Genomic DNA, 26,653 nt, shown 5'->3' with positions numbered 1-26,653 from the left:
TCCTTCCTGATGGTTATGCTTTTGTCGTGGCTTTGGTGCCAAACAGACGCAAACGGCTGATACCACCATCAGGGAAGATGTTCAGTCGAACGTGTGTTACCGGGCCAATGTCATTGATCTCATTGCTGAATTCATGAATTTCATGCGCACTCAGCTTTTGAGATGGCAACAGTTCACGCCAGAACAGGCTCTGGGTCGCGACTTGCTCGTCAGTACCGCCCTTCACATAAGCAGCCTGGATTGAACAGCTGTCAGGGTAGTTCCCCTTAAAGTGTGCGGTATCAACGACAATACGGTCGATCGTACCGGCATGACCCAGCGCCACCAGCACCCAGTCGTTACCTGGTGTACGACGGCGCGCAGTTTCCCAACCGTCCCCCATGTTTTCGCCACGGCCCGGGCCTAAAATGTTCGATGTTTTACCGTAGTGCTCATCACTACAGGCCACAGCTCGACCACCATTTTCCACTGCTGCCAGATCAACCTGCTGCTGCGGGTCAATACGATCCCAGTCAACGGCTGGCTGGCCGTATACGCGCAGGCGGGCTACCCCACCGTCCGGATAGATATTCAGACGAACGTGGGTATAAGTTTTCTCGCTGCTGATTGCCTGCAGATGATGGCTGTTACCCTGAAGACTCAGTGACGGGACAATTTCGTCCCACTCAGTGCTGTCATCCGGTGTACCATCCGGGCTGTAGCAGGCATCCAACGATGCAGAAGGCGGGAAATTCCCGGTAAAGAAAGAGGTGTCGATATCCACACCGGCAATCACACCAGACAGAGCCAACTTCACAACGCAGTAGTCGTAACCTTCTGAACGCTTGCGGCGAGTTTCCCAGCCATCCATCCATTTACCGTTGTCGTCAAATACGCCTTCTTTCCACTCAGGCGCTTCACGGCGCAGGAGTCGGCTTTTATCTGCGAAAAAATCATCAGTTGCGAATAGCGCTTCTGCGCCCAGTTTTTCATCAGCCAGATTGACGTATTGCGAAAAATCTAAGGACATGTCTTGTCATCCTTTCCAATTAAGTAGTTAATCAATAAACAACTCAGTGTGTGTCTGGCTACCCCTGCAACCACCAGGTTTTCACCTGTGCATGTGCCAGAGAGGGTTCCGGGAACGGTTGTCAGCGAAGTGACTTACATATCCCAGAGACGTAAAAACGCGATTTTGTTAATTTCTTTGATGGCGGTTTCAAATTCTGTCTCACCGTCATTGGTCAGGCGCTTTTCAAACGCATCAAGGATCTGATGTCGGTTTGCACCTTTCACTGCCATGATGAACGGGAACTTGAAACGCTCTTTGTAGCGATCGTTATAGGTCGTAAACTTATCGAACTCTTCCGGAGTACACTGATCAATCCCGGCCCCGGCCTGCTCTTTTGTCGATGCTTCTGTCAGCTCACCATTAATTGCGGCACGTCCGGCTAAATCCGGGTGCGCATTAATAAGATCAAGCTGCGCTTGTTTGTCAGCCCCCAGCAGTACCGTCGCCATTTTCAGGTGCAGGGTTTCAATTTGATTGTCTTCAGCCTGAAGCCCTTGTTCGAACACGGCTTCCGCGACCCACGGACTGTGCTCATAGATATCGCCGAATGCTTCCACAAAGTGCTCGCGGCTCATATCAGAAGGCTTACAGAAACGAAATGCAGTCATAAAAAGGTTCTCCTTCCTTGGTCGAGCCGGCGTCAGGCACCGGATCCTTTCGTTGGTTTACCCCGGTAAGGGTGGTGTTCATGCCAGTGGCGAGCAATGTCGATGCGACGGCACAACCAGACGTCATCGTGACGTTTCACATAGTCCAGGAAGCGACGCAGTGAAGCGATACGACCCGGACGGCCAATCAGACGGCAATGCAAACCGACCGACATCATCTTTGGCGCCGTTGCTCCCTCGGCATATAGGGTGTCGAAGGTGTCTTTCAAGTACTGAAAGAACTGTTCGCCTGAGTTAAAGCCCTGAACCGTTGCAAAACGCATGTCGTTCACGTCTAACGTGTAAGGGATAACCAGCTGTGGCTTACCCACTTCCGTGTGCCAATAAGGCAGATCATCATCATAGGCATCAGAGTCATACAAAAAACCGCCCTCTTCCGCGATAATCCGACGGGTATTTGGCCCTGTGCGGCCGGTATACCAGCCGTAAGGACGTTCTCCGGTCACTTTACGAATGATGTCGATCGCTTTGAACATGTGATCGCGTTCTTCTGACTCATCCATGTACTGATAGTCAATCCAGCGATAACCATGACTACAGATTTCGTGCCCCGCTTCGACCATGGCTTTGGCGACATCCGGGTGACGTTCAAATGCCATTGCCACCGCAAACACTGTTAAAGGAATGTTATATTCCTCAAACAATCGTAACACCCGCCACACGCCAGCACGACTGCCATATTCATAGATGGACTCCATACTGATATGTCGCTCACCTTTTATTGGCTGTGCGGAGGGGATCTCCGACAGGAATGCTTCCGATTCATCGTCACCATGAAGCAGGCACCGTTCGCCCCCTTCTTCATAATTCAAGACAAATGACACCGCGACTCTGGCGCGATTTGGCCATTTCGGATCAGGTGGATTTGCCCCGTACCCGATCAGATCTCTTGAATATTCCGTTTCCATCCAAGTTCTCCTTACGCTCAGTCATGTATTTCTGTAATACATGAACCAATCATTTTGTACTAAACATTGTATACAATAAAATTCGATCTTGTAAAGAATTTGTTTCAACAAAACATCTTTATAACAACACACCCATTTTCAGTGGCTTAGCGGGATAGTGCAAATTGCCACAAGTTTTAAATGGCTCACGGTCTTGGAAATTCTGCAAATTCATAATTAACATTTTAGTAACAGTGTGCTTTACTAACCAAGTACATTGTGTACATATAAGATCCAAATCAAGGCAAGAGCCAACGGCACTTGTACACAAATAGGAAAGGAAAACACAAGGAGAACGCACAGCGTTTACAGCTTATGGGCAAACTGACAACACATGTTTTGGATACAATGAGTGGCTTTCCAGGCGCGGAAATTAAGGTAGAACTGTTTCGTCTGAATGGCGAACAGTGTGAAAAGGTAAAAACCGTCACGACCAATGCCGACGGCCGGACAGACGGTCCGATACTGGAAGGCGCGGCATTTAAAGCCGGTAAATATCAGTTGGTGTTTCATGTTGCTGACTATTTCACCCAAAAAGGGGTCACGCTTGACGACGTCCCTTTCCTGGATGATGTCGTGATTCGTTTTGGTCTGAATGATGAGCAGGCGCACTATCACGTGCCGCTGCTGGTTTCGCCATACAGCTTCTCAACCTATCGGGGCAGCTAAATCTGAAGCAACCGCTGTTCATCCATAGCAGATACAGCAAGAGGCCAGTGGCTCACAACCCGCCGTTAGAGGAACAGCATCCCGACGGCATGGCCTTCCATCCATAAAAACTATTACACGTTATATACACGCAATCGTTGCAAACACAGCCATTGCAAACACAACAATAAAACAGCAGATGGAGAATTGAAGTTTGGTTGTATTCAATTTGCTGAAACGAACATAGTAAAGGTTTGCTGAAAATGAGTGAAAGCAAAACGGAAGTACTCAATGAATCGGGATCGGAAGGGATCCTTGAGCGCTTTTTCCGATTAAAAGCGCACGGCACCAGTGTTAAGAATGAAATGATTGGCGGCATAACCACTTTTGCCACCATGGCGTACATAATTTTCGTCAATCCGAACATCATGGCCGTCTCCGGGATGGATAAAGGTGCCGTTTTTGTCGCAACCTGTATTGGTGCGGCGCTGGGCTGCCTGCTGATGGGCCTGTTTGCGAACTGGCCGGTTGGCCTCGCTCCGGGCATGGGACTAAATGCCTTTTTCTCTTTTACCGTTGTCAACGAAATGGGTTATAGCTGGGAGGTCGCTTTGGGGGCGGTTTTCCTGTCCGGCCTATTATTCGTCGGCATGAGTTTTTATAAGGTAAGGGAGTGGATTATCGACAGTATTCCCCCCAGCCTGCGGTTTTCCATGACTGCCGGTGTGGGTCTGTTTCTGGGCCTGATTGGTCTGAAAACAGCAGGGATCGTTGTCGATAACCCGGCGACGCTGGTCTCATTGGGCGACTTTACCCGCCCCGAGGCGCTGCTGGCAGCCATCGGCTTTCTGATTATCGCAGTACTGAGCGAGCGTAAGGTGTTCGGTGCCGTCCTGATCGGCATTCTAAGTGTCACACTCATCGGCATGATGCTGGGGCTGGTCACCTATAACGGCTTCTTTGCCGCACCGCCGAGTCTCGCACCGACCTTCCTTGCTATGGACATTAGTGGTGCGTTTCAGATCTCGATGATCAGCGTGATTCTGGCATTCCTGTTTGTCAATATGTTCGATACCGCAGGTACCTTGATGGGGGTGGCTGAGCGAGCTCACCTGATCAACCACGAAACAGGCAAAATTGAAGGACTGAGCAAAGCGCTCAAAGCCGACAGTGTTGCCAGTGTCGCCGGTGCCTGTGTGGGTTGCCCTCCGGTCACCAGCTATGTAGAAAGTGCGGCCGGTGTGGCGGCAGGTGCACGTACAGGCCTGTCGGCTCTGGTAGTAGGCGCCCTGTTTGTTGCCGCAATCTTTCTTTCTCCCGTTGCAGGCATGATTCCGGCCTATGCAACTTCCGGAGCCCTGATCTATGTGGCGTTTGTCATGATGGGCAGTATGCAGCATGTGAATTGGAAGTCGTTCACTGATTCTGCCCCGGCAGCAATTACCGCGTTAATGATGCCACTGACATTTTCCATTGCCAACGGAATCGCACTGGGCTTTATCACCTATACCGTGCTGAAAGTTTCAACCGGACACAACAAGGATGTTTCTGTCTCAATGTACGTTCTGACAGCACTCTTTATCGCCAAACTGGTCTACATCGGCTAGCCGCGGCACCCCTGAGACGGCAGTCCATATTTCGCCGCTCAGCACATAAAACGCAGTACGCAATACAGTCACACACAAGGTGCACGCACCGAGCACTGATAACCCGTCATAGAGGACAACGCCTGTCAGCTCTATCGGTTTCGTGCACCTTGTTTTCAGCCAACGCTGGTCCGGTCAGCAGAGTTTTTTCAGCGTTGGATGACAAGGATGGCCCTGCCCCGGATGTAGCGGTCGTTAAACTACAAACCACAATGAGCCCGGACGGAAACGGCTCTGAGAGGAACAGTCAATGAAACTACTGTATACCTTAAACGAACGACCACCTTATGGATTAACGTTTTTACTCGCTCTGCAACACATGCTGGCCTCAATAGGTGGGATCGTTGCAGTCCCCTTAATTGTCGGCTCTTCCATTGGCCTGCCCAATGGAGAAATTGTTTCACTCATCAATGCCGCCTTACTGGCTTCCGGCATCGTGACCATTGCCCAGTGTATCGGCTTCGGCCCGGTAGGCATCCGATTACCGGTTGTGATGGGCTCCAGTTTCGGTTTTCTGGGCGTCGCCATCAGTATTGGTAAAGACGGCGGTGTCGGCAGCATTATGGGGGCAGCACTGGTTGGATCCTTCTTCGTGATTTTTGCCAGTTTCTACATGGACAAAGTCCGCAAGCTGTTTCCCACCGTCGTCAGCGGAGTGGTAGTGACCTTAATTGGTCTGACTATCCTGCCCGTGGCCATGAACTGGGTCGGTGATGCGCCTGCCGTCAGTCAGGAATTTGCCACTCTGCCGAAACTCTTCCTGGCCGCGATCTCACTGGGTATTGTGGTTATCGTATCGGTGTACTGCAAAGGTGCAGTGGCAGCTTCAGCCATTGTGATTGGTCTGGCGGGTGGCTATTTGGTTGCACTGTCACTGGGCATGGTGGATCTGGAGCAGATCGCGGCAACTCCCTGGGTCGGTGGCCCTGAACCACTGAAATATGGCCTGACTTTCTCAACCGGAGCCATCATCAGCATGAGCCTTGTCTACATTGTGGTGATCGCAGAAGCCACCGGGGACTTCATGGCACTGGCCAACAACTGCCAGACCCGCATAGACGGTAATGACCTGAAACGTGGTCTGCTGGGCGACGGTCTGGGCAGCACTCTGGCATCTCTGCTAACCGCAATGCCTTTGGCATCATTCAGCCAAAATGTCGGTATCGTAGGTATCACCGGTGTTGCCAGTCGCTACGTGGTTGCAGCGACCGGCGGATTGCTGATTCTGGGCGGCCTGTTCCCGAAACTGGCAGCTATTGCCGTGACCATCCCGAAACCGGTACTGGGTGGTGTTGGCTTCATCATGTTCGGCATGATTGCCTACGCCGGTATCCGCATGCTGATTAAAGCGGCAGATACCAAACGTAACGCGCTGGTAATTTGTGTTGGTCTGGCATCGGGCCTGGCTGTGACATTTGAACCACGCCTGCTGCAGCACCTGCCGCATGACCTGTCGAACTTCCTGCACTCCGGAATTACGACGGGCACTATCGTGACAGTCATTCTGAACCAGCTGCTGCCAAGAGCTTCTCGTAAAGAGGAACGCGAAGCGCTGGTTGAGAGCCAGACCCAGGTTGAACTTGAACTGGCTGAGCATGACAGTGAACACCCTGCGCCTGGTTTGGCAAAAGAAGCGGGAGCAACAAAAGAAGCGTTACCGGTACAAGATAATAAAAAATCAGCGCGGGCTCCGCAGCCTCAGCAACTGAACATCCAGCAAGACTAAATCTGACAGCCGCTCTGCGATTTCGGTGATGAACACCCACAGATGGCAGATGAGGCTGACTACCCGCCGGTCACAAATAATATGCACGTGACCGGCACTTTTAACACCTGAAACACAACGCAAAAAACCTATTTTCAACCACTATCAAAACATCAAGACCCTCTCCCCTGCAAAGGCAGAGATGGCTAAGGAATAGCATGAATGGACACCATCTGGATTAAACATCCACTCGCCGTTTACACCGGCAACACTGACGATGCCCGTGGCGGTATCGTGGTAAAAGGCGATAAAATTGTTGAACTGCTCGCCCTCAACCAGTCCCCTTCCATCCCCGTCGATTACACGGTTGATGCCTCCCGGCATGTGATCACTCCGGGACTGGTCAATGCCCACCATCACTTTTATCAGACCCTGACCCGGGCCTACCCGGATGCTCTCAACAAGGAGCTGTTTCACTGGTTGCAAAGCCTGTACCCGGTGTGGGCAAACCTTGATGAAGAAATGATGCAGGTTGCTACTGAACTGGCCTTAGTGGAACTGATGATGTCAGGCTGTACCACCGCATCCGATCACCATTATCTGTTGCCCACAGGGCTGGAGCATGCCATTGACCTGCAAGTTGAGGCGGCAAAAAATTTGGGAGTGCGGGCTATTTTCACTCGTGGCTCGATGAGTCTCGGTGAAGACGATGGCGGCCTGCCGCCAAGACACACGATTCAGACTGAGCAGGCAATTATTGATGACAGTACCCGTCTGATCCGCGAATACCACCAGAACCATGACGGTGCAATGACCCAAATTGCGCTGGCTCCTTGCTCTCCGTTTTCTGTTACGACTGACCTGATGAAAGAAACCGCCTACCTGGGTAAAGAGTATCAGGTCATGCTGCACACCCATCTGTGCGAAACACTGGATGAAGAGGATTTCTGTATTGAACGCTTCGGCCTGCGTCCGGTGGACTATTTAGAAGAAGTGGGCTGGCTGAACGATCGCACCTGGCTGGCCCACGGCATCCACTTCAACAAGCAGGAAATCGAACGTCTGGGCAAGGCGGGCGTCGGGATCTGTCACTGTCCGACATCTAACATGATGCTGGCCTCCGGCATCTGCAAAAATCGTGAACTGGAAGCCGCTGGCGTCAAAGTTGGCCTCGGCGTTGATGGTTCCGCCTCGAATGACGGTTCCAACCTGATTGCAGAAGTCAGAATGGCCATGTATCTGCAGCGTCTGCAATACGGCTCGGCGAATGTGACCCACTTTGATGCCCTGCGCTGGGCGACATCCGGTTCCGCGCGGGCAATGGGACGTACCGATATCGGGGAAATTGCCGTCGGCAAACAGGCCGACCTGGCCATGTTCTTGTTAGATGACATCCGGTTTTCTGGCAGCCACGATCCGCTGGCCGCTTTGATTCTGTGTGGAGCGCAGCACGCTGACAGAGTCATGGTTGCTGGAGAATGGCGCGTGCTGGACGGTACTGTGCGAGGTGTCGACATGGAGTTGTTGCTGCACCGACACCGTGCAGCGGCCAAACGCCTGGCGCAAAAAGCACAACAGACCATTCGCCGATAAAGGTTCTTAATCGCAAATATGACTGCTGTATATCGCCCATTGGAAAACCGTCCCGAGGCGAACAGCACTCACCAATAACGTTTACTAACACAATAAAAGAACATGTCTAATTAAAAGACCATGTCACGATAAAGACTTTGTCCTTTCCGCCCTGACAGCTTCAACCTGCAGGGCGGTTTTTTTATTGTCGCTGAAAGTGCGATAGCGTTGCTTTTCCTGAGCGACCAATCCTGAATTTACCGCGCCGATGCAGCAAGATAAAAAACCATTCTGTTTATCGCTTTATCGCTTTATCGCTTTATCGGAAAGTAAATCGAAATCAGTGAGACTGGTCGCATATACCATCAATGTATGACTTTGATGCCAAGGCATACCTTCCAAGTCCCTCTTTGCCTGATACATACTATTTGCCAGATACATCCTAAAAGCGGCATCAAGACATACCTATCTGATGCAGGCCCATTAAATACGGTAACTTATTTTGCAAGCAGGCTAAGAGACAGGAGTAAAAATGGAACGTAGTAGCATTAAGAACGTGGTCTTTGATGTAGGCAATGTCATTGTCCGCTGGGCACCGCAAGAGATTGTGCGACTCACTTTTGGTGACGTAGAATCTCCCGAACAATTAGGTAGCACGATTTTCAGAAGCGATACGTGGCTAGACCTGAATAAAGGTCTGCTGACTGAAGCTGAAGCCAAACAGCATTACCAACAAACGATTGGTTTATCTGAATTAGAATGTGAACGCCTCTTTTACTACGTAAAACAAACCCAGATACTGCTTTTTGGCTCCGTAGACTTACTCCAGCGAGTTAAAGCGGCAGGCTATGGTGTTTACGCGCTCACAGATAACGTGACCGAGATTGTGGAATATCTCCAGTCAACTTATTCCTTCTGGGAACATTTTGACGGAGCCACAGTCTCAGCCGAGCTGGGACTGTTAAAACCTCAGCCTGAAATCTACCATTCCTTGTTAGATCAGCACGCCTTGTCAGCGTCGGAGACCGTTTTTATCGACGATATGCCTCATAATGTCAGAGGAGCAGAATCAGTCGGTATCACAGCCATTCAATTTGAGAACGCGGCGCAGTGTGAACAAGCATTGAGGGCACTCGGTTTATCGTTTTAACCAGTATTCCATGGTACGTTAAACCGCAGATAGCACGGAAACCATTGTCACGTTTTCAAATGTCGCTTTAAACGCTGAAGAACGGACTGGACTTAAAATTCAGCTTGAGAGATGGCTGGATTCCTGTATTGCCAGATTTTTTGCAGCCAGACTCTTTGTGGCTCGGCATGACTGAGCCGCACTCATACCTGAGTGTGGCTTTTCACTCCGCAGCCTTTGATGACTAATTGGGTCAGAAACTGCGCTGCGTCATCGTAATCGTCGTGAGTGAGTGCATTTTTGTTCATCACATTACAAATCTGCCAGCTGAAATCAGCATATGTCTGAGTGGCTGACCAGATCATAAACATCAGGTGATGAGCAGACACTTTATCCATCAGCCCCTGTTCGCTCCAACTGGTGAACTTTCCGATGATCATCTGAGACTGCAGAAACAGCTCTTCACGAATATCATCCGGCAATGCCTGACCGCCTGACATCACCTCACTGGCAAACACGCGGGATGCATGGGGATGATCACGGGAAATCATCAGCTTCGTCTGAATGTAACGGGTCAGAGCTTCAACCGGGTCATCCAGCTCTTCAATGGGGCGCGACGCTGCCAGCAAAGGTTTTGTCACGGTTTCCAGCACGGCAAAATACAGCTTATCTTTCGAACTGAAATAATAGAAAACATTGGCTTTCGGGATATCCGCTGCCCTGGCGATATCCACCATTTTGGTCGCTGAGTAACCGTGTGTTGCAAACTGCTCACTGGCGACCTGAATGATGAGCGCCTGATTTTTTTGCCTGATCCGGGTCATTGCCATGTCCTGGCTGAAACTTGATTCATTTAGTCTAAAGAAATCAACGATAAACACCAACGAGAGGGAAGTAAAAATGGTGCTCAGGTCAACTTTGCCTCTGTCTTTAATCAATGATGTCAGCGTGACAAACACACCGACATAAACATTTGGCAGAAGGAAGGGGCCAGGCCAGTTTGACAGGCGTAAACTCAGTGACTGAGGATGAGGTTACTCTGGCATAGCCCCTTAACTGGCGTGGCTCCCTCACCAACGAGGACGGGTTACACAATCAGAATGGCACGGAAATCGTTCACATTGGTTAACGTAGGCCCGGTAAAGATAAGGCTCTGCGTCTTTTCGAAAAACGCGTAGCTGTTGTTATTGTCGAGGTAACTGTCCAGGTTCAATTCCAGTGCCCGTGCCCTCGCCCAAGTTTCGGGGGTTACCCACGCACCAGCGTTATCTTCAACGCCATCGATACCGTCTGTATCAGCGGCAATGGCATAAACCCGATGTAACCCTTTTAACTCGTTAAGTAAGCTGAGCAAAAATTCACAGTTGCGCCCCCCTCGCCCTTCACCTTTTACGGTCACAGTAGTCTCGCCGCCAGAGATCAGCACACACGGTGTCTGAAAGGGTTGCTGGTGTGAGACAATCTGACGCGCTAACGCAGCATGCACTTTGGCGACATCCCGGGCTTCACCTTCCATACTGTCACTGAGAATATAAGCCGGAATCCCCATGCCTTCAGCATCTGCCGCCGCCGCTTCCAGCGCCAGCTGTGGGGTCGCAATCAGATGGTTCTGACACCGTGACCAACACGGGTCATTCGGTTTCACCGTTTCAGACTCCGGCTGATTAAGCCACTGAAACGCTGAAGCCGGAATGTCGATCTTGTAACGTTCCAGAATGGCCAGTGCATCAAAGCGAGTGGTATTGTCGGGCACTGTCGGGCCGGAAGCGATCACGCTCAGGTCATCACCCGGAACATCCGAAATCGCCAGCGTGATCACCTGAGCAGGATACGCCAGCTTCGCCACCCGACCGCCTTTCAGGGCAGACAAGTGCTTACGCACACAGTTCATTTCATCAATCGCCGCACCGGAACGAAGTAACGATTTGTTGATCGCCTGCTTTTCGGCCAGCGTAATGCCCGGAGCCGGTAAACTCAACAAGGCAGAGCCGCCACCTGAAATCAGGCAGATCAGGGTATCTTCTTCGTTCAGACCAGACACCAGCTCAAGCACACGCTCACCGACTGCCATCCCCATAGCATCCGGCACCGGGTGTGAGGCTTCAATGACTTCAATCATGTCACACGCAGCTGTGTGCCCATATCGTGTCACAACCAGCCCTTCCAGCTTGCCACCCGTTGACTCGACCACGGTCTCTGAATCATGGCTCTGCTTTGCAGCGGCTGAAAACTTTGACACTGCTTTTGATGACGCCTCAGACGACAGATTTGCTGGCACCTTCTGCCGCCAGATCAGTTCCAGCTCCTGTGCCATAGAAGCCGCCGCTTTACCGGCACCAATCACCACGGTTCGCCCGCGTTTGTTACCAGCTTGCGTAAAAAGTGTATCCGGCAGATACGCAGCCATATTGCCTTTCGGCAAAGCCTGCTTTACTGCACTGTCATAAAGTATGCGCAAAAACTGTTTTGCATCGATATCCATCTGCAACTCCTTGTCGACAGATAAAACGTGAGAGAGTGAGGAAAAGATCCCGCTGCCAGTCAGCGGCAGGCCTGCATGCCAGAGTCCTGCCAGTTTTCACCGACACCTGACCCCGTACCGTTCAGGACAGCGGGAACGCGCGATAAAGGAGACAAAAGCGCGCGGTTTAGTAAGAATTCTGATATCACCGAGATAGGCAGCTTAGCATGCCCCTGCTTAACTGCCTTTTAGCATAGTCAGGCTATCAGCCGCGAATCGAATGACCCGCACGCTTTTCAATGGCCTTAATCAATGCTGAGTGGTCCCAGTTTTCACCACCCAGTGCCACACACTCGTCGAACAAGACTTGTGCGGTCTCTGTATTCGGCAAAGACACACCCAATGCTTCAGCTCCGCTCAGTGCCAGGCGCAAGTCTTTCTGGTGCAGTGCGATTTTGAACCCTGGGTTAAAGGTGCCTTTAACCATACGATCACCATGCACTTCCAGAATTTTCGAACTGGCAAACCCACCCAGCAGAGCTTCACGCACTCGAGCCGGATCCGCTCCTGCCTTAGAGGCAAACACCAGTGCTTCCGAAACCGCTTCAATATTCAGTGCGACAATAATCTGGTTCGCGACTTTACACGTTTGACCGGCGCCGTTATCCCCCACCAGCGTGATGTTCTGGCCCATGATGTCAAACAGAGGTGCTGCTTTGTCAAACGCCGCTTGAGCACCGCCGACCATGATACTCAGCGTACCGTTAATCGCGCCCACTTCGCCACCGGATACCGGCGCATCCAGATACTGGGCCCCGCTTTCTTTGATGCGAGCAGCAAATTCTTTGGTGGCAATTGGGGAAATCGAACTCATGTCGATGACCAGCTTGCTGGTCGCATCACCACTGGCCTGAATACCCTGCTCAATGCCGTTTTCACCAAACAGCACCGCTTCCACCTGTGGTGTGTTTGGCACCATCAGAACGACCACGTCGGCAATCTTGGCGGCTTCGCTCGGTGTCCGGCAAACCAGTGCACCCGCGTCGACCAGATCCTGTGGTGGCTTACTGTAGTGATCCGACAGTACCAGTGTATGACCGGCTTTTTGCAGATTTTCCGCCATAGGTTTACCCATGATACCGGTACCGATAAATGCGATTTTCATCCCTAATTCTCCTTAATCTTGAATGTATTCCGAACTCACTGAAATCCGATGATGTACTGTGGCTGTATTGCCAGACTAGCGGTACTGATTCAGCCAGTTGAGTCCTTCCAGCGTGGTCGTTTTCGGTTTGTATTCGCAGCCGACCCACCCTTCATACCCCAGCGAGTCCAAGTGGCTCAGCACGAACGGGTAGTTGATTTCACCGGTACCCGGTTCATGGCGACCAGGGTTATCTGCCAGCTGTACGTGTCCAATCTGCACCAAGTTATCAGTCAGGGTGGTTGCCAGATCCCCTTCCATGATCTGCATGTGATATATGTCGTACTGTAGTGAAAGATTAGTACTGCCCACCTCTGCAATCACGGCTTTCCCCTGCTCAGTTGTGTTCAGGAAAAACCCCGGAATATCACGGGTATTAATGGCTTCAATCACCAGACGAATACCTTCGGCTTCCAGCGCCTGAGAAGCAAAACGCAGGTTGTCGACAAAAGTACGATGTGCCTCCTGTGCACTGACACCTTGCGGCACAATACCGGCCAGACAGTTGACCTGAGTGCAGCCCAGCGCTTTGGCATACGCGATCGCTTTTGGTACACCATCGCGAAATGCTTGTACCCGAGACGGGTCAACCGCTATCCCGCGCTCGCCGGCATCCCAGTCACCTGCAGGCAGATTAAAAAGCACTTGTTGCAAGTGGTATTCTGACAGTCGAGCTTTAATTTCTTCCGCCGGGAAATCGTAAGGAAACAGGTATTCAACCCCGTCAAACCCGGCTTTTGCGGCGGCTTCAAAGCGATCCAGAAAAGCATGTTCGGTAAACAGCATGGATAAGTTTGCAGCAAATTTTGGCATGGTTCTGTCCTTAAAATGTGTATCCATTTCTGTGGCTCTACCACTGAGCCACTGCTTCTAAGCAAGTCCGGTACTTTGCCGGTTATCGTGACCAGCAAAGTACGATATTGTCAGCGTGGGAACGCTATTTCCTGAGTTGGCCAGTCAACGTTAAGAGAGCCGTTCCTGGCAGCGGCTGCCCAAACAAAGAGTCCGCAGCCACTTACCTTTCTAACTTTCTAAACTTGCAATCCAACTCATATTCAGGCTGCTCAAGATGGGTCAGACGTCCCGGCCTGATGAGCCAGCGCAGTTGGAGCATCTGCAATGCTATCAGCCAGCGCTTCAAACTCATTGATGGCGTTAATCTCAACACCCATCGCGATATTGGTCACACGCTCCAGAATGACTTCCACCACAACCGGCACTTGGTGTTTGTTCATCAGCTCACGGGCTTCAGCAAACGCCGTCGGCAACTGATCCGGATCGGTGACACGAATGGCTTTACAGCCCAGACCTTCCACCACCGTGACGTGATCGACCCCATAGCCATTAAGCTCTGGTGCGTTCTGGTTCTCAAAGGCCAGCTGAACACAGTAATCGATATCGAACTGACGTTGAGCCTGACGAATCAGCCCCAGGTAGGAGTTATTCACCAGCACATGGATGTACGGCAGATTGAACTGCGCCCCTACCGCCAGTTCTTCAATCATGAACTGGAAGTCATAGTCACCGGAGATAGCCACCACATCACGGCTCGGATCCGCTGCTTTCACTCCCAATGCTGCAGGTGTTGTCCAGCCCAGCGGGCCAGCCTGACCACAGTTAATCCAATGGCGCGGTTTGTACACATGCAGGAATTGGGCTGCGGCAATTTGCGACAGACCGATTGTGCTGACGTAGCAGGTATCACGGCCAAAGACTTTGTTCATCTCCTCATAGACGCGCATTGGTTTAATCGGGGTATCAGTAAAATGGGTTTTGCGCAGCATCGTGGATTTACGCGCCTGACATTCCCCAACCCACTGACTGCGGTCAGCCAGTTTCCCGGCAGCACGCCATTCGCGAGCAACGTCCACCAGCAATTCAAGTGCGGCCTTCGCATCAGAAACAATCCCCAGATCCGGACAGAACACCCGACCAATCTGAGTGGGTTCAATATCAATGTGAACAAACTTGCGGCCTTCGGTGTACACATCCAAAGAGCCGGTATGACGGTTTGCCCATCGGTTGCCAATGCCCATGACAAAATCAGCATTGAGCAGTGTTTCGTTACCGTAACGGTGTGCCGTTTGCAGACCCACCATACCGACCATTAACTCGTGATCGTCCGGAATCGAGCCCCAGCCCATCAGGGTCGGAATAACAGGAACACCGGTAATTTCAGCAAATTGCTGCAAAAGATCAGATGCGTCCGCATTGATGATCCCGCCACCGGCGACAATCACTGGTTTATCCGCAGCACTCAACATCGCCAGGGCTTTCTCAACCTGCGCACGGGTAGCCTGCGGCTTATAGGCTTCTAGTGGTTCGTAACTGTCAATATCAAACTCAATTTCCGCCAACTGCACATCAATCGGCAGGTCAATCAGCACCGGGCCAGGACGGCCTGAACGCATCAGGTGGAATGCTTTCTGGAAAGCTCGCGGTACCTGAGCCGGTTCCAGTACTGTGGTCGCCCACTTAGTGACAGGCTGAGCGATAGACTCAATGTCCACGGCCTGAAAATCTTCTTTGTGCAGTCGGGCACGTGGTGCCTGGCCGGTAATACACAAAATCGGAATAGAATCTGCCGTGGCCGAATACAGACCGGTAATCATGTCTGTCCCCGCCGGACCTGACGTACCTATACATACACCGATGTTACCTGCTGACGTACGGGTATACCCTTCCGCCATGTGGGATGCCCCTTCTACGTGACGGGCCAGAACATGATCAATGCCCCCCAATTTTTTCATTGCCGCATACATAGGGTTAATTGCCGCACCGGGAACACCAAAGGCGATATCTACCCCTTCACGTTTCAGTACTTCAACCGCGGCTTCGATTGCTTTCATCTTTGCCATTCAGACCTCCATTTCATTGTATACAATTTTCAATCATTTTGTGTACTATGGCTGATATACAGAATTTCGCAACCCTCGAAAAAACATTTTCTTAACAACAACGCCATTTCTTTTTCACCCCAACAGCGGTAAGCCCCTGTCTTTGCAGCGATTAATTTTACATCTCGTTGATAAAAATATTTTTTGCCCTTTTTAAAATGAAACAAGATTGTTAAAATAACCTTTGATTGTTTACATAAATTCCAATATAAGTATTTACGTATCTTATTTTTTGTACACAAAATCGTAAGATATTGTTTAAAGGAGACGATAAAAACATGCTTACAGAAAATACGGACAGAGCCTTGAGTGCCTGCTTGGAAGTACGAGGATGTACCGCCGACAGTCAATACCAACAAATCCTCTCTTCAGAGGCGCTGAATTTTTTATGCTTGCTGGTGAGTGAGTTTGGCGAACGACGCAATCAGTTACTGACTGAGCGCGAACGTAAACAAAAACGATTTGATGCCGGTGAATTACCGGATTTTCGTGAAGACACAAAAGCAATTCGTGAAGATAAAAGCTGGAAAGTCGCAGCCCTTCCCGACGCATTGAAAGACCGCCGGGTAGAGATCACCGGTCCGGTTGACCGCAAAATGGTTATCAATGCCCTAAATTCCGGCGCCAAAGTTTTCATGTGCTGCTTTGAAGATGCATCTTCCCCGACCTGGCAGAACATGGTTGAGGGACAGATCAATCTGCGCGATGCCAATTTGGGTACCATCAGCTACTATGACAATCAGAAAGATAAACACTATTCGCTGAATGCCAACCCTGCGCTGCTGATTGCTCGTCCGCGTGGCCTGCACCTGCCTGAGCAATCAATTACCTTTAATGGCCAGCCAATTCCCGGCTGTCTGATGGATTTTGCCCTGTACTTTTTCCACAACTACCTAGTTCGTGCCGAAAAAGGCCTGGGCGTTTACTACTACATTCCGAAGCTGGAATGCATGGAAGAGGCCCAATGGTGGGATGATGTATTCCGCTTCACTGAAGATCACTTCAGCGTAGAACGGGGCACAATTCGTGCCACAGTGCTGATTGAAACCCTACCGGCCGTTTTCCAGATGGAAGAAATGCTGTATGCGATGAAGGATCACATCGTCGCCATGAACTGTGGCCGCTGGGACTACATTTTCAGTTACATCAAGACCCTGAAAAATCATACCGACCGGATCCTACCGGATCGCCACGGCGTTGGCATGGATCAGCCATTCCTCAAAGCCTATAGCCAGTTACTTGTGCGTACCTGCCATGAACGAGGCGCACTGGCGATGGGCGGAATGTCTGCTTTCATTCCGGCTAAAGATCCTGCTGAGATGGAAAAAGTCACCGCCAAAGTCATCGACGATAAAGAGCGTGAAGCCCGTAATGGCCACGATGGTACGTGGGTCGCACATCCGGCGTTAGTCGATCTGGCCATGTCCGTTTTCGACGCACACCTGAACGGACAGAAGAATCAGCTCAACTTCCAGAGTCCAGAAAGCCCGATTTCTGCCGAGCTACTGCTCCAGCCTTGCCAGGGTTCCCGAGATGAAGCTGGGGTCAGAAAAAATATTCGCATCGCCCTTTACTACATCGAAGCCTGGATTCAGGGCATGGGCTGCGTGCCAATTTACGGCCTGATGGAGGATGCTGCGACAGCAGAAATTTCCCGCGCCAATATCTGGCAATGGATCCATCACGGCGTAACGCTGGACGATGGCCAGCGTTTTACCGCAGAACTTTTTCACACCTGGCTCTACCAAGAGCTGGATACCATAAAACAGGAAGTTGGTGAGCCTCGTTATGCTGCCGGACGGTTTGAAGAAACCGCTGACCTTTTTTATAAACTGTCTACAGCTGACGAATTTGCCAACTTCCTGACTCTACCAAGTTATGCGCTGCTGAAAGGAGCAGCCTAAGTTAACAAAAATCAGGAGTTAACATGGGAAGTTTAAGTCTACAACAAGCGTTAGCCATTATTGATGGCACATTTCAGGCCGGTAAACAGTGCAACTGCGCACCACTTACCGTCGCGGTGCTCGACAGCGGAGGAAAATTGATCACTCTGCAACGGCAGGATGGGGCCAGCATGATGCGCCCGGACATTGCCATCGCAAAAGCCTGGGGAGCGCTGGCGCTGGGTTGCTCATCACGTAAGCTGGCGCAAGATGCAGACACTCGTCCCGCGTTTATTTCTGCCGTAAACGTTCTGGCTCACGGCAATATGGTGCCGGTACCCGGCGGTCTGCTGATTCGAGATGCCAGTAAAACGGTACTGGGGGCAGTTGGTGTAAGTGGTGATCTCTCTGACATTGATGAACAATGCGCCATCAATGGTATCGGATTTGCTGACTTGTACAGCGATGAAACAGCCGCCTGAGCCATTACGGAGGCACTTTCCGGATGTACAAGTTCGGCAATCATCAGATGCCAAGCAATCCGGCATGCCGAGTCCGTAAAACAGACGTACAAAAAAGGTCGCCTCGGCGACCTTTTTTGTTTCTGACTTAATCTCCGCACGCGTCTTAATACAGAATACTGTATGGCTCCGACCAACGAAACCGCTGACTCAACTCAGCTTTCAGTTCCTGATAACGGGATGAATTTACCAGTTGAGTCACCTCACTAGGTGTCAACAGCTCCTCTTCTCCCTGTGGATGCTGATTACGCACATACAAAATATCTTTGGCGCTCTGTTTATATGCCGTCACCGGAAACTCATCGCCGTTGCTGTTGATGAAATGGGTATACACTTTCGGCACCGTCCCGTTTTCATGCTGCTTACAATCATACATTGACGGTAGCCATGAACCTGTTCCGTCTTGGGTGAGATATGAGGTCACCGGGCGATCCTTGGCGATATCTTCTATCATGCAGTATGTCGGGCTGAAACTAACAAGATGGTGCGTGTTATTGAACGCATGGCTTACCCATTCACCGCTACTGGCAGCATCTGTGCCGCGTTCAGGATCATACGGGGTTTCATCCATATATACCCCGCTGTCGTAAGGGCCTGTCAGCGATTGATCTATTCGGAACGTTTGCGGATCAGACACAAAATACGCCGTTTTTCCATTTTCCAGAGTATATGCTTTTACGAAATCCCGGTTGATCTGGTAAGTCGGACTCGTTGTAACCAGATTGCGCCCACGATAGTCCGCATCCACAAGGCTGACGGTATAGAAACGGGTGTTAACTAAATGTTTTGCCGACGAACCTTGCGCAGTATCTTCTTCACTGTCTGAGAGATAGTACGGCGTTTCACTGTAAAGTAAGCTTTCGCCACCTGAGAGTATTCCTGATCGCGGGCCGGAATACCCATAACTAGCCACATCGTATGTGGGTGTCTTTTCCCCTGAACTAAGAGTTGTTTCGCTTTTGTTTATACGCACAACTGTACCAATCCAGCGCCCTTCAAATTGCAGCAGATAGTCCAGGGTCAATGTTTCAGACTGATCAGTGTAATCGTAACTTTGAATATCAAAATGCGGCTGATTATTGTCGAAATCCCAACGACGCATAAAAGACACTTTGTTGCCTTTTTTACTCATAGCCATTGGCTGCTGCTCATAATGTTCGGAGCAGTTATCACGACCATTAGCAAAATAAGCAACCTGAGTACCCTGACTATCGACCCGACAGACAGACTGATCCTGAAGACCATTCGGACTGACTTTAGTCAAAATCCGCGTAAACTCATCCTCGTTTACATCAGTATTGTTAGCCTGGAAATATCCCAACGCATCATTGGAGGTAATCCACAGCGGTTGTGACTGAGCCGGTTTCGTCAATGCAAAGTCGAGCATGAAAAATTCCGCTTTGTTCTGCTGAATTTTTTCCGTGGTATACGTAATCAGCTCTTTCGCCTGGTAATAACCTTGAACTGATGGAGCCGCATTGACTTGCGTGCAGACAGCCAATACTGCCGAGCCAATAATCAATTTTTTCATCATATTACCTATTTTTTGAAATTATCCGGCGTAGAGATCCCCGCACCACCATTGGAGGCATATTTCACGTTCTGCAGCGCCTGTAGATCATTCTGATCAATATTCAGCGTCATCTTATATCCATGCGGAGCACGTGATCCGCTGTCCACTGTAGGTTGCGAAGGTGTGTCATCTCCGCTCCCTCCCCCACAGGCGGTCAGGCCGAGTACTAAAACAGGCAGCAAGTGTAATTTCAATAATTTCATAATGGATTCCAAATCGCAGGCAAAGAACGACCTTCCGCTTTGACAAGCTGGAATAAAAATGGGGAATAGTGTTTAAAACTCTATCGTATAAAACAGTGTTGTGTACGGCGGAATTATATAAGGTTGACTAAAAGTCTCAACACACAACTGAGCAATATTTGGCCACAATGATGTTTGAGTTAGTCATTTGGTATGAAGAAACTGGTTTAAAATCCTTAATATTCAGACAGATAAATAAAAGTAAATAATTTAAAATATTTTGAAACCTTTTGAAATAAACTGTCAAATAAGAAGCAATTCGCATTCTGATAAATATATTTATTGTAATGAGTGTGACTGAATCAACGGTAGTTGTAATTATTTAACTTTTAAAAATAACAAAGAGAAAATATGACATATAAAATAGTTCTTATATTTTCCCGTTCCTCTTGTCGTAATTCGAGACTATGGATTGCTGCTCTTTATACCAACGGCTGCTATTCATCACCGCCGTCAACAGATGAAACTGAGGGGGTGAATCAAAGCAGCCGCTAAAGTTCAGCATCCAACACCTGGAACGGTTATGTCGTGATCATCGTTCACAACAGCGTGACAGGAATTGCATTAGGCTAACAGTTGTTGCATTGCAGAATGTAGTCGGTCATCCCATTCAGGATTGATCATGCGCTGGTTTTCGGTGTCGAAATTGTCAAAAAAATTCGGTACTGACAAGGACGCTTTCACCTCAGCCCCAAAATATGGCATTGAGCCATTTGCCGCCGCCAGTACACTCTGTGCACCACCCGCTCCCGGTGACGTTGCCAGCAGTACCATAGGTTTGCCTTGATACACCTTATGCTGAATACGAGAACACCAGTCAAAAACGTTCTTATAAGCCACAGAGTAAGATCCGTTATGTTCAGCAAATGAAATGATAATGGCGTCGGCATCATTCAGTTTGTTCAAAAACTGCTTGGCCAGTTCTGGGTGACCCGTCGCTTTTTCCCGATCTTCGCTGTATAGCGGCATTTCATAGTCATTCAGATCCAGCAGCTCCACCTCAACATTACCGAGGAGCGATACCGCATAGCTAACCAGTTGTTTGTTGATAGATGTCGTGCTGTTTGTTGCAGCAAAAGCAATAACTTTCATCCAGATATCCTTTTCATCGTTCCGCATTAATCTCTGTCTTGATTGAGCCACAGGCCCCGATTCAACCTCATTAACGCAAGGTGGTATCAGATAACCGGTACCCATTGGGAGCACACGGTTCGTTCCACAACGCTGTTGCAGCTCTTCTTAATACTCACGCTACCAAAACCCATCGATTAAGTAAATTTTTAAGTTTACTTAAAAGGAAATATGCAACACAGATTATATTTTCACTGTTGGAGCCTCTGGTTTGAGACATACTGCTGAACGGTAAGCTGACACGATTTACAGTGTGGCAGACGTAAGCCCTGGCTCCCTGTCCCCATCTGAACGGCTACTCCATCAGAATAGCTACTTCACCTAAGTACATAACGTAATCATTTAATCCAGCAGGCTTTGCGAACGCCTATCGGCTCAACACCCGTTCGAGAGGCACAAAAAAGGGCCCGAAGGCCCTTTCTGGTTTAACGTATTAACGGGTTGGAGCGGTGTAAATCAGAAAGACAAAATGGCTCCGGCCACCGCAGCACTCATCAGGTTAGCCAGTACGCCTGCCGCAATTGCACGGAAGCCCATTTTAGAAATGTATGAGCGACGTTCAGGAACCATACTGCCAAGGCCGCCAATCAAAATGGCCATCGTACCAATATTGGCAAAACCACACAGCGCGAAAGTCACAATTGCCTGAGAGTGCTCACTCAGCTGATCTTTCACTTCCATCATCTGAATAAATGCCACGAACTCATTGACCACAATCTTATTGCCAATCAGTGAGCCGGCAATGCTGGCTTCATTCCAGGGAACACCCAGTAAAAAAGCGACCGGCGCGAATACGTAGCCCAGCAACTTTTCAAAACTCAGAGACAGACCGAACAGATCACCGGCCGCTCCCAGTAACCCATTCAGCAGGGCAATAACACTGATGAATGCGAGCAGGGTCGCACCAACGGTCACCGCTAAACGAAGGCCTGCAATTGCGCCATCCGCCAGCGCTTCCACCACGTTGGTGGCGCGTGGAATCTCAACCGAGGTTACTTCGTCATCCCCGCTCTGTTCAGCGGATGGCGGAACCATCATTTTTGCCATTAGCAAACCTGCCGGTGCTGACATAAACGCGGCAGCGATCAGGAAATTCAGTTCAACACCCAGAGAGGCATACCCCACCAACGTGCCGCCGGCTACAGAGGCCAGACCGCAGGTCATGACAGCAAAAAACTGAGAATCACTCATTTTTTGCAAATACGGTTTGATCACCAGCGGCGCTTCTACCATACCGACAAAAATATTCGCGGTGGCCGACAGCGATTCGGCACGTCCGGTACCCAGAAAACGTTGCAGCCCGCCGCCAATCACATTAATGACTTTTGGCATCAGACCGATATGGTACAGGGCAGAGATCAAAGCGGAGAAAAAGATGATGATACCAAGAACATTAACGGCAAAAACGAACCCGACACTGCCTGTAGCCAGACCACCAAACAGAAATGAAATCCCTTGCTGACCATAATCGATTACGCTGGAGACCGCAGAAGTAACCTGGCTGAGTGCTTCCTTACCGGCGGGTACGTAAAGCACCAGTAAGGCAAACAACACCTGAAGGGTGAAAGCCAGACTGACCGTTTTCAGCGGAATATTCCGGCGATCTGTCGATAGCAGGTATGCAAACAGCAGAATCGCAGCAATACCGAAGAGGGAAGACATAGTAAAACCTTACGTTCAATGAAGAAGCGGCGCATTCTATAGCGCAAAGGTTTGCCTTCAAGATCCTTTTGCTGCCGGTTTGTTACTGAGTTTCTTACCTCACCTGTCGAGAGTCTTCAACAAATTGATAGTATTGAAAATATTGGAGTTCCAAAGGAAATTTTTTCCATATGGAAAAAATATTTCTGTCAGCGCGAACAATCTTTTCAGGGAGCTGCTGAAAAAAACCACACTGACCTGTATTTACTCTAACCACTGCCTGTTTTGTACTGATACGAATATGCTGAAAAGTCTCGTACTAAAAGCCGAGCCTAGAAATAGCTCTTAATCGTAGGATGCCCATCCTTGTCATTCACTTTGCTATTTTCGTATCTGGTTGGATCACGGCCTCAAAGCTTAACCCAAGGCATCAGCGCTTTATCCCAGTAAGGCTGTTCGCCGATGTGATGTTTGAAGAAGTCAATCGCCGCCGTGATCTTGCGCGGCAAATGCTTACGGCTCGGATAAACCGCGTAAAATGGCATACGTTGCGCTGCCTGCCAGTCAGGTAACAACTGAATCAACTTACCGTCCCGAAACTCATCGCGCAGCAAGTATGTGGCCAGATAAGCTACCCCCCACCCAGCCACGGCGGCATCTCGTACGGCTTCTGCCAGATCCACCCGATAATTGCCGGAAACATTCACCGTGGTAGCCTCACCGTCTTTTGCAAACTCCCAGCAACTGTAGTTTCGCTGTCGGCTCTGATAAGTCAGGCAATTGTGGTTGACCAACTCTGACGGGTGGTATGGCACTTCTCGCTTCAGCAGATACTTTGGTGATGCAGCAACAACAAAGCGAGTATCAGCCAGTCGCTGTGCAACATAGCCCTGCGGAATATTTTCATAGTTGGTGATCCAAAGATCCAACCCATCAGCCAGCATATCAGCCTGATGGTCAAACAAGCTCAGCTCAACCTGCAGTTCCGGATATTTTTGCTGCAGAATTTCAATGGCGGGAATGATGTGCATGGTGCCGAAAGACTGGGATAACCCTAGACGCAGCACCCCGGCCACGTCATCACGCTCGAACGCCATAGAGTCCGTGGCATTATTAACGGCTTCTACAACCTGGCGGGCATAAATGGCAAACTCCTGCCCCGCATTGGTGAGAGTAAATGTCCGGGTCGTCCTCTGCAGCAGCTTTACGTTCAACGCTTCTTCGAGCGCGCCCAACTGCTTGCTGACATGAGAGGTCGAGACACCCAGCTGTTTGGCGGCAGCGGTAAAACTTCCGGCCTGCAATAAGGTATCAAAAATCACCATTTGGCTGGCTTTGTCATGGGTCACTGGGCACTCTCCCGAAAGCGTTAACAAGGACTGAGTCGATCGGGAAAAAGCCTTTTAGCAAGGCTCCATCCCAATAAATCAACGGAGTGTAGCGACAATAAAAAATCCCGGCAAGTCACCGGGATTTTAAATGTGTATACCTTTTAAAGGGCTTGTCTGAACTACAGCTTATTCACCCGCTTTGAGCCTGGCTTCGCCATCGTTCAGTTCCGTTAAGGTCGCCTGAGCAGACTTTTGCTTGCGCTTCTCCAGCACCGCAGTTACCAACGGCATCAGCAGTGCCAGCGCCGCGATGATCATGATCGACAGTGTCAGTGGGCGCTCCCAGAGGAAAGAGTAGCTACCGTCACTCAATGTCAGTGATCGACTCAGGTTCTTCTCCAGAATATCCCCCAGAATAAAGCCAAGCAGCATCGGTGCCATCGGGAAATTCAGTAACTTCAGGAATGTCGCAATCACGGTAATGATAACCATCATATGAATATCAAACGCATTGAAGCTAACCAGATATACCCCTGTGATAGAGAAGAACAGGATCAACGGGATCAGAATCGGACGCGGGATCACCAACAATCTAGAAATGTAAGGGATCAACGGCAGATTCAGAATCAGCAGTACCAGATTGCCGAAGTACATCGAGATGATCACTGACCAGAATACATCCGGATTATCGACAAACAGACGCGGGCCCGGTTGAATCCCGTAAGCAATCAGCGCTCCCAGCATAATAGCAGTGGTACCTGACCCAGGAATGCCCAGTGTCAGCAAAGGGACAAACGAACCAGTAGAAGCCGCATTGTTCGCTGACTCCGGTGCTGCCAGCCCGCGAAGTGCGCCTTTCCCGAATTTCGCTTTCTCCGCTTTTGGTGCCAGGTTTCGCTCCATACCGTAACTCAGGAAAGAGGCGATAGTTGCACCAGCACCCGGCAGTACACCAACCAGAAAACCGAACACCGACGAGCGCGCAATAGTCGGCGCAACATGCTTCACCTCTTCTTTATTCAGCTTCATACTGCCGAGGGAATTCATGTCCATCTGCGGCTCTTCTTCTTTATGCTCGCCACGCAGTACCGTCATAATGACTTCTGTCAGGGCAAATGTTGCCATTGCCAGCAGCAGGAAGCTGATGCCATCAATCAAGTTGATATTATCGAAGGTAAAACGTGGGATGCCGGTCATCACATCGTTGCCGACCATCGCAATCATCAGGCCAAAAACCGTCATCATCAGGGCTTTCAGCACCTGCCCCTTCCCGGAAAAAGCCGCTACCGCCGTTAACCCCAGTACCATCAGTGCAAAGTAATCTGACGACTGAAAGCTCAGCGATACTTTTGCCAGAGCCGGTGCGGCAAACAACAGAATAATGGCGCCAACCGTACCACCGGTGAAAGAAGAATACGCCGCCAGTGCCAGTGCTTTGCCAGCCTGATTTTTTTGTGCCAGCGGATAACCGTCGAACGCAGTCACCACAGTACTCGCGCAGCCCGGCGCATTGATCAGGATCGACGAGGTTGATCCCCCGAAAATAGCGCCATAATACACCCCGGCCATCAGAATAATACCCGAAGAAGGATCAAGCCCGTAGGTAATCGGGATCATCAGCGCAATAGCAGAAATAGGACCCAGTCCCGGCAGCATGCCGATAAAAGTACCGGCAAAACACCCGACGACAACCATCAGTAAGTTGAAGGGCATAAACGCAGTTGTCAGCCCTGACATCATTCCATCAAACATGGTTTAGCTCCCCAACATCATTGTCCAGACCCGGCCCGGAGCCAGATAAATATCTAACAGTTGCGTCAGGACATACCAAAACCCGACAGCAAAAGGTACAGACGCCAACACGACAATCCTGATTCTTCGCTCACCCAGCAGCCAGTAGCCACCAGCCAGGAAGAAAATGGTTCCCACCATAAAGCCCAGCCATTCCAGTGACACGGCAAACAGCACCATCAGAACCAGTAACTTAGCCACCAGCGAAAAGTCGTAACCGGTTAGCTTCAGACATTCTTTCTCTTTTTTACTGGCCGTCAGTAGCTGACACACCGCCAGAACGGCTCCCATTAAAGCCAGGGCTGTTGGCATGGATCTGGCATTGAAGGGTTCAAATTCATCACCGGGAAACAACACGATTTCATTGGCGTAGTAGCCGTAGGCGATGGAAAAACATAAAAACACCAGACCGCCGATATGATCTTTCGTTATCGTCATTGGTGATCCCTCTTTTCTTTAGTTAAAACATGTCGTTAACTAAAACATGACCTGAGCAGAAACATGTATTTAGTGAGAACATGATCAGCACGTGAACTGAACAGGTTAGATTGATTTCGAACAGCGCCCGGACAAGGCACAAGGCGGGATGCCAACCTGTAGTAACGAACCAGC

22 protein-coding genes are annotated in these 26,653 nt (G+C 50.0%); 7 read left to right on the top strand and 15 right to left on the bottom strand.

Translation table 11 applies throughout. The annotated features are described in order from the left end of the window. Positions 1–13: 13 nt before the first annotated feature. The 3 genes from alc to puuE all read right to left on the bottom strand — a co-directional run bounded on the left by alc (position 14) and on the right by puuE (position 2,627). The gene (gene alc / locus FH974_RS18605; protein ID WP_047884552.1) at positions 14–1,009 is read right to left on the bottom strand and encodes an allantoicase; all 996 of its coding nucleotides are present in this window, start codon (positions 1,007–1,009) and stop codon (positions 14–16) included. A 134-nt stretch (positions 1,010–1,143) separates the two neighbouring features. Next, positions 1,144–1,659, bottom strand: coding sequence for a 2-oxo-4-hydroxy-4-carboxy-5-ureidoimidazoline decarboxylase (uraD, locus tag FH974_RS18600; RefSeq protein ID WP_207104067.1), 516 nt, complete (start codon positions 1,657–1,659; stop codon positions 1,144–1,146). A gap of 32 nt (positions 1,660–1,691) precedes the next feature. After that, entirely contained in the window at positions 1,692–2,627 is a 936-nt protein-coding gene (puuE, locus tag FH974_RS18595) for an allantoinase PuuE (protein WP_047884554.1), read from the bottom strand. A 354-nt stretch (positions 2,628–2,981) separates the two neighbouring features. Between puuE and uraH the strand changes: the two genes are divergently transcribed. The 5 genes from uraH (at position 2,982) to FH974_RS18570 (ending at position 9,387) form a co-directional block, all read left to right on the top strand. Then, complete coding sequence (gene uraH, locus FH974_RS18590) at positions 2,982–3,335, top strand: hydroxyisourate hydrolase (protein WP_047884555.1); 354 nt, start codon at positions 2,982–2,984, stop codon at positions 3,333–3,335. A gap of 242 nt (positions 3,336–3,577) precedes the next feature. Then, complete coding sequence (locus FH974_RS18585; RefSeq protein ID WP_047884556.1) at positions 3,578–4,921, top strand: NCS2 family permease; 1,344 nt, start codon at positions 3,578–3,580, stop codon at positions 4,919–4,921. Positions 4,922–5,210: 289 nt separating this feature from the next. Further along, positions 5,211–6,686, top strand: coding sequence for a nucleobase:cation symporter-2 family protein (locus tag FH974_RS18580; RefSeq protein ID WP_207104066.1), 1,476 nt, complete (start codon positions 5,211–5,213; stop codon positions 6,684–6,686). A gap of 201 nt (positions 6,687–6,887) precedes the next feature. After that, positions 6,888–8,258, top strand: coding sequence for an 8-oxoguanine deaminase (locus tag FH974_RS18575; RefSeq protein ID WP_207104065.1), 1,371 nt, complete (start codon positions 6,888–6,890; stop codon positions 8,256–8,258). Positions 8,259–8,769: 511 nt separating this feature from the next. Further along, positions 8,770–9,387 carry an HAD family hydrolase gene (locus tag FH974_RS18570; RefSeq protein WP_207104064.1) on the top strand — a complete coding sequence of 206 codons (618 nt, stop codon included), beginning with the start codon at positions 8,770–8,772 and terminating at the stop codon, positions 9,385–9,387. Between the two features lie 182 nt (positions 9,388–9,569). Here FH974_RS18570 and FH974_RS18565 read toward each other — a convergent pair whose 3' ends face one another. The 5 genes from FH974_RS18565 to gcl all read right to left on the bottom strand — a co-directional run bounded on the left by FH974_RS18565 (position 9,570) and on the right by gcl (position 15,889). Beyond that, complete coding sequence (locus FH974_RS18565) at positions 9,570–10,190, bottom strand: TetR/AcrR family transcriptional regulator (RefSeq protein WP_047884560.1); 621 nt, start codon at positions 10,188–10,190, stop codon at positions 9,570–9,572. A gap of 263 nt (positions 10,191–10,453) precedes the next feature. Beyond that, positions 10,454–11,848 carry a glycerate kinase type-2 family protein gene (locus FH974_RS18560; protein WP_207104063.1) on the bottom strand — a complete coding sequence of 465 codons (1,395 nt, stop codon included), beginning with the start codon at positions 11,846–11,848 and terminating at the stop codon, positions 10,454–10,456. 244 nt (positions 11,849–12,092) lie between these two features. Continuing rightward, complete coding sequence (locus FH974_RS18555) at positions 12,093–12,992, bottom strand: 2-hydroxy-3-oxopropionate reductase (RefSeq protein WP_047884562.1); 900 nt, start codon at positions 12,990–12,992, stop codon at positions 12,093–12,095. A gap of 75 nt (positions 12,993–13,067) precedes the next feature. Further along, positions 13,068–13,844, bottom strand: coding sequence for a hydroxypyruvate isomerase (hyi, locus tag FH974_RS18550; protein ID WP_047884563.1), 777 nt, complete (start codon positions 13,842–13,844; stop codon positions 13,068–13,070). A gap of 251 nt (positions 13,845–14,095) precedes the next feature. After that, the gene (gene gcl, locus FH974_RS18545) at positions 14,096–15,889 is read right to left on the bottom strand and encodes a glyoxylate carboligase (protein WP_047884564.1); all 1,794 of its coding nucleotides are present in this window, start codon (positions 15,887–15,889) and stop codon (positions 14,096–14,098) included. Between the two features lie 317 nt (positions 15,890–16,206). Here gcl and aceB point away from each other — a divergent pair, with 317 nt between their 5' ends. Both aceB and FH974_RS18535 read left to right on the top strand, forming a co-directional pair. Then, on the top strand, positions 16,207–17,832 hold the full coding sequence (gene aceB / locus FH974_RS18540; protein WP_047884565.1) for a malate synthase A: 1,626 nt from the start codon (positions 16,207–16,209) through the stop codon (positions 17,830–17,832). 23 nt (positions 17,833–17,855) lie between these two features. Next, entirely contained in the window at positions 17,856–18,293 is a 438-nt protein-coding gene (locus tag FH974_RS18535; RefSeq protein ID WP_047884566.1) for a GlcG/HbpS family heme-binding protein, read from the top strand. 145 nt (positions 18,294–18,438) lie between these two features. Here the strand turns inward: FH974_RS18535 and FH974_RS18530 are convergent, their stop codons facing one another. The 7 genes from FH974_RS18530 to FH974_RS18500 form a co-directional block, all read right to left on the bottom strand. Beyond that, positions 18,439–19,863 carry a hypothetical protein gene (locus FH974_RS18530; protein WP_047884567.1) on the bottom strand — a complete coding sequence of 475 codons (1,425 nt, stop codon included), beginning with the start codon at positions 19,861–19,863 and terminating at the stop codon, positions 18,439–18,441. Between the two features lie 8 nt (positions 19,864–19,871). After that, positions 19,872–20,108 carry a hypothetical protein gene (locus tag FH974_RS18525; protein WP_242551958.1) on the bottom strand — a complete coding sequence of 79 codons (237 nt, stop codon included), beginning with the start codon at positions 20,106–20,108 and terminating at the stop codon, positions 19,872–19,874. Between the two features lie 603 nt (positions 20,109–20,711). Continuing rightward, on the bottom strand, positions 20,712–21,239 hold the full coding sequence (locus tag FH974_RS18520; RefSeq protein ID WP_047884568.1) for an NADPH-dependent FMN reductase: 528 nt from the start codon (positions 21,237–21,239) through the stop codon (positions 20,712–20,714). Positions 21,240–21,734: 495 nt separating this feature from the next. Then, the gene (locus FH974_RS18515) at positions 21,735–22,940 is read right to left on the bottom strand and encodes a NupC/NupG family nucleoside CNT transporter (protein ID WP_047884569.1); all 1,206 of its coding nucleotides are present in this window, start codon (positions 22,938–22,940) and stop codon (positions 21,735–21,737) included. A 389-nt stretch (positions 22,941–23,329) separates the two neighbouring features. Continuing rightward, on the bottom strand, positions 23,330–24,268 hold the full coding sequence (locus FH974_RS18510; RefSeq protein ID WP_169776017.1) for a LysR family transcriptional regulator: 939 nt from the start codon (positions 24,266–24,268) through the stop codon (positions 23,330–23,332). Between the two features lie 168 nt (positions 24,269–24,436). Continuing rightward, positions 24,437–26,002 carry a tripartite tricarboxylate transporter permease gene (locus FH974_RS18505; RefSeq protein WP_047884570.1) on the bottom strand — a complete coding sequence of 522 codons (1,566 nt, stop codon included), beginning with the start codon at positions 26,000–26,002 and terminating at the stop codon, positions 24,437–24,439. 3 nt (positions 26,003–26,005) lie between these two features. Beyond that, a complete protein-coding gene (locus FH974_RS18500) occupies positions 26,006–26,479 on the bottom strand; it encodes a tripartite tricarboxylate transporter TctB family protein (RefSeq protein WP_047884571.1) in 474 nt (157 codons plus the stop codon). Between the last annotated feature and the right edge of the window lie 174 nt (positions 26,480–26,653).

This window comes from Photobacterium ganghwense (assembly GCF_017329545.1).
Lineage (GTDB): Bacteria > Pseudomonadota > Gammaproteobacteria > Enterobacterales > Vibrionaceae > Photobacterium > Photobacterium ganghwense.
Note: the sequence above shows the minus strand (reverse complement) of the source record. Positions and strands in the feature narration are given on the sequence as shown.

Bases quoted from the DNA above. Each gene is read 5' to 3' on its own strand.
- alc (WP_047884552.1), bottom strand. From the start codon at position 1,009: ATGTCCTTAGATTTTTCGCAATACGTCAATCTGGCTGATGAAAAACTG.
- uraD (WP_207104067.1), bottom strand. From the start codon at position 1,659: ATGACTGCATTTCGTTTCTGTAAGCCTTCTGATATGAGCCGCGAGCAC.
- puuE (WP_047884554.1), bottom strand. From the start codon at position 2,627: ATGGAAACGGAATATTCAAGAGATCTGATCGGGTACGGGGCAAATCCA.
- uraH (WP_047884555.1), top strand. From the start codon at position 2,982: ATGGGCAAACTGACAACACATGTTTTGGATACAATGAGTGGCTTTCCA.
- FH974_RS18585 (WP_047884556.1), top strand. From the start codon at position 3,578: ATGAGTGAAAGCAAAACGGAAGTACTCAATGAATCGGGATCGGAAGGG.
- FH974_RS18580 (WP_207104066.1), top strand. From the start codon at position 5,211: ATGAAACTACTGTATACCTTAAACGAACGACCACCTTATGGATTAACG.
- FH974_RS18575 (WP_207104065.1), top strand. From the start codon at position 6,888: ATGGACACCATCTGGATTAAACATCCACTCGCCGTTTACACCGGCAAC.
- FH974_RS18570 (WP_207104064.1), top strand. From the start codon at position 8,770: ATGGAACGTAGTAGCATTAAGAACGTGGTCTTTGATGTAGGCAATGTC.
- FH974_RS18565 (WP_047884560.1), bottom strand. From the start codon at position 10,190: ATGACCCGGATCAGGCAAAAAAATCAGGCGCTCATCATTCAGGTCGCC.
- FH974_RS18560 (WP_207104063.1), bottom strand. From the start codon at position 11,848: ATGGATATCGATGCAAAACAGTTTTTGCGCATACTTTATGACAGTGCA.
- FH974_RS18555 (WP_047884562.1), bottom strand. From the start codon at position 12,992: ATGAAAATCGCATTTATCGGTACCGGTATCATGGGTAAACCTATGGCG.
- hyi (WP_047884563.1), bottom strand. From the start codon at position 13,844: ATGCCAAAATTTGCTGCAAACTTATCCATGCTGTTTACCGAACATGCT.
- gcl (WP_047884564.1), bottom strand. From the start codon at position 15,889: ATGGCAAAGATGAAAGCAATCGAAGCCGCGGTTGAAGTACTGAAACGT.
- aceB (WP_047884565.1), top strand. From the start codon at position 16,207: ATGCTTACAGAAAATACGGACAGAGCCTTGAGTGCCTGCTTGGAAGTA.
- FH974_RS18535 (WP_047884566.1), top strand. From the start codon at position 17,856: ATGGGAAGTTTAAGTCTACAACAAGCGTTAGCCATTATTGATGGCACA.
- FH974_RS18530 (WP_047884567.1), bottom strand. From the start codon at position 19,863: ATGAAAAAATTGATTATTGGCTCGGCAGTATTGGCTGTCTGCACGCAA.
- FH974_RS18525 (WP_242551958.1), bottom strand. From the start codon at position 20,108: ATGAAATTATTGAAATTACACTTGCTGCCTGTTTTAGTACTCGGCCTG.
- FH974_RS18520 (WP_047884568.1), bottom strand. From the start codon at position 21,239: ATGAAAGTTATTGCTTTTGCTGCAACAAACAGCACGACATCTATCAAC.
- FH974_RS18515 (WP_047884569.1), bottom strand. From the start codon at position 22,940: ATGTCTTCCCTCTTCGGTATTGCTGCGATTCTGCTGTTTGCATACCTG.
- FH974_RS18505 (WP_047884570.1), bottom strand. From the start codon at position 26,002: ATGTTTGATGGAATGATGTCAGGGCTGACAACTGCGTTTATGCCCTTC.
- FH974_RS18500 (WP_047884571.1), bottom strand. From the start codon at position 26,479: ATGACGATAACGAAAGATCATATCGGCGGTCTGGTGTTTTTATGTTTT.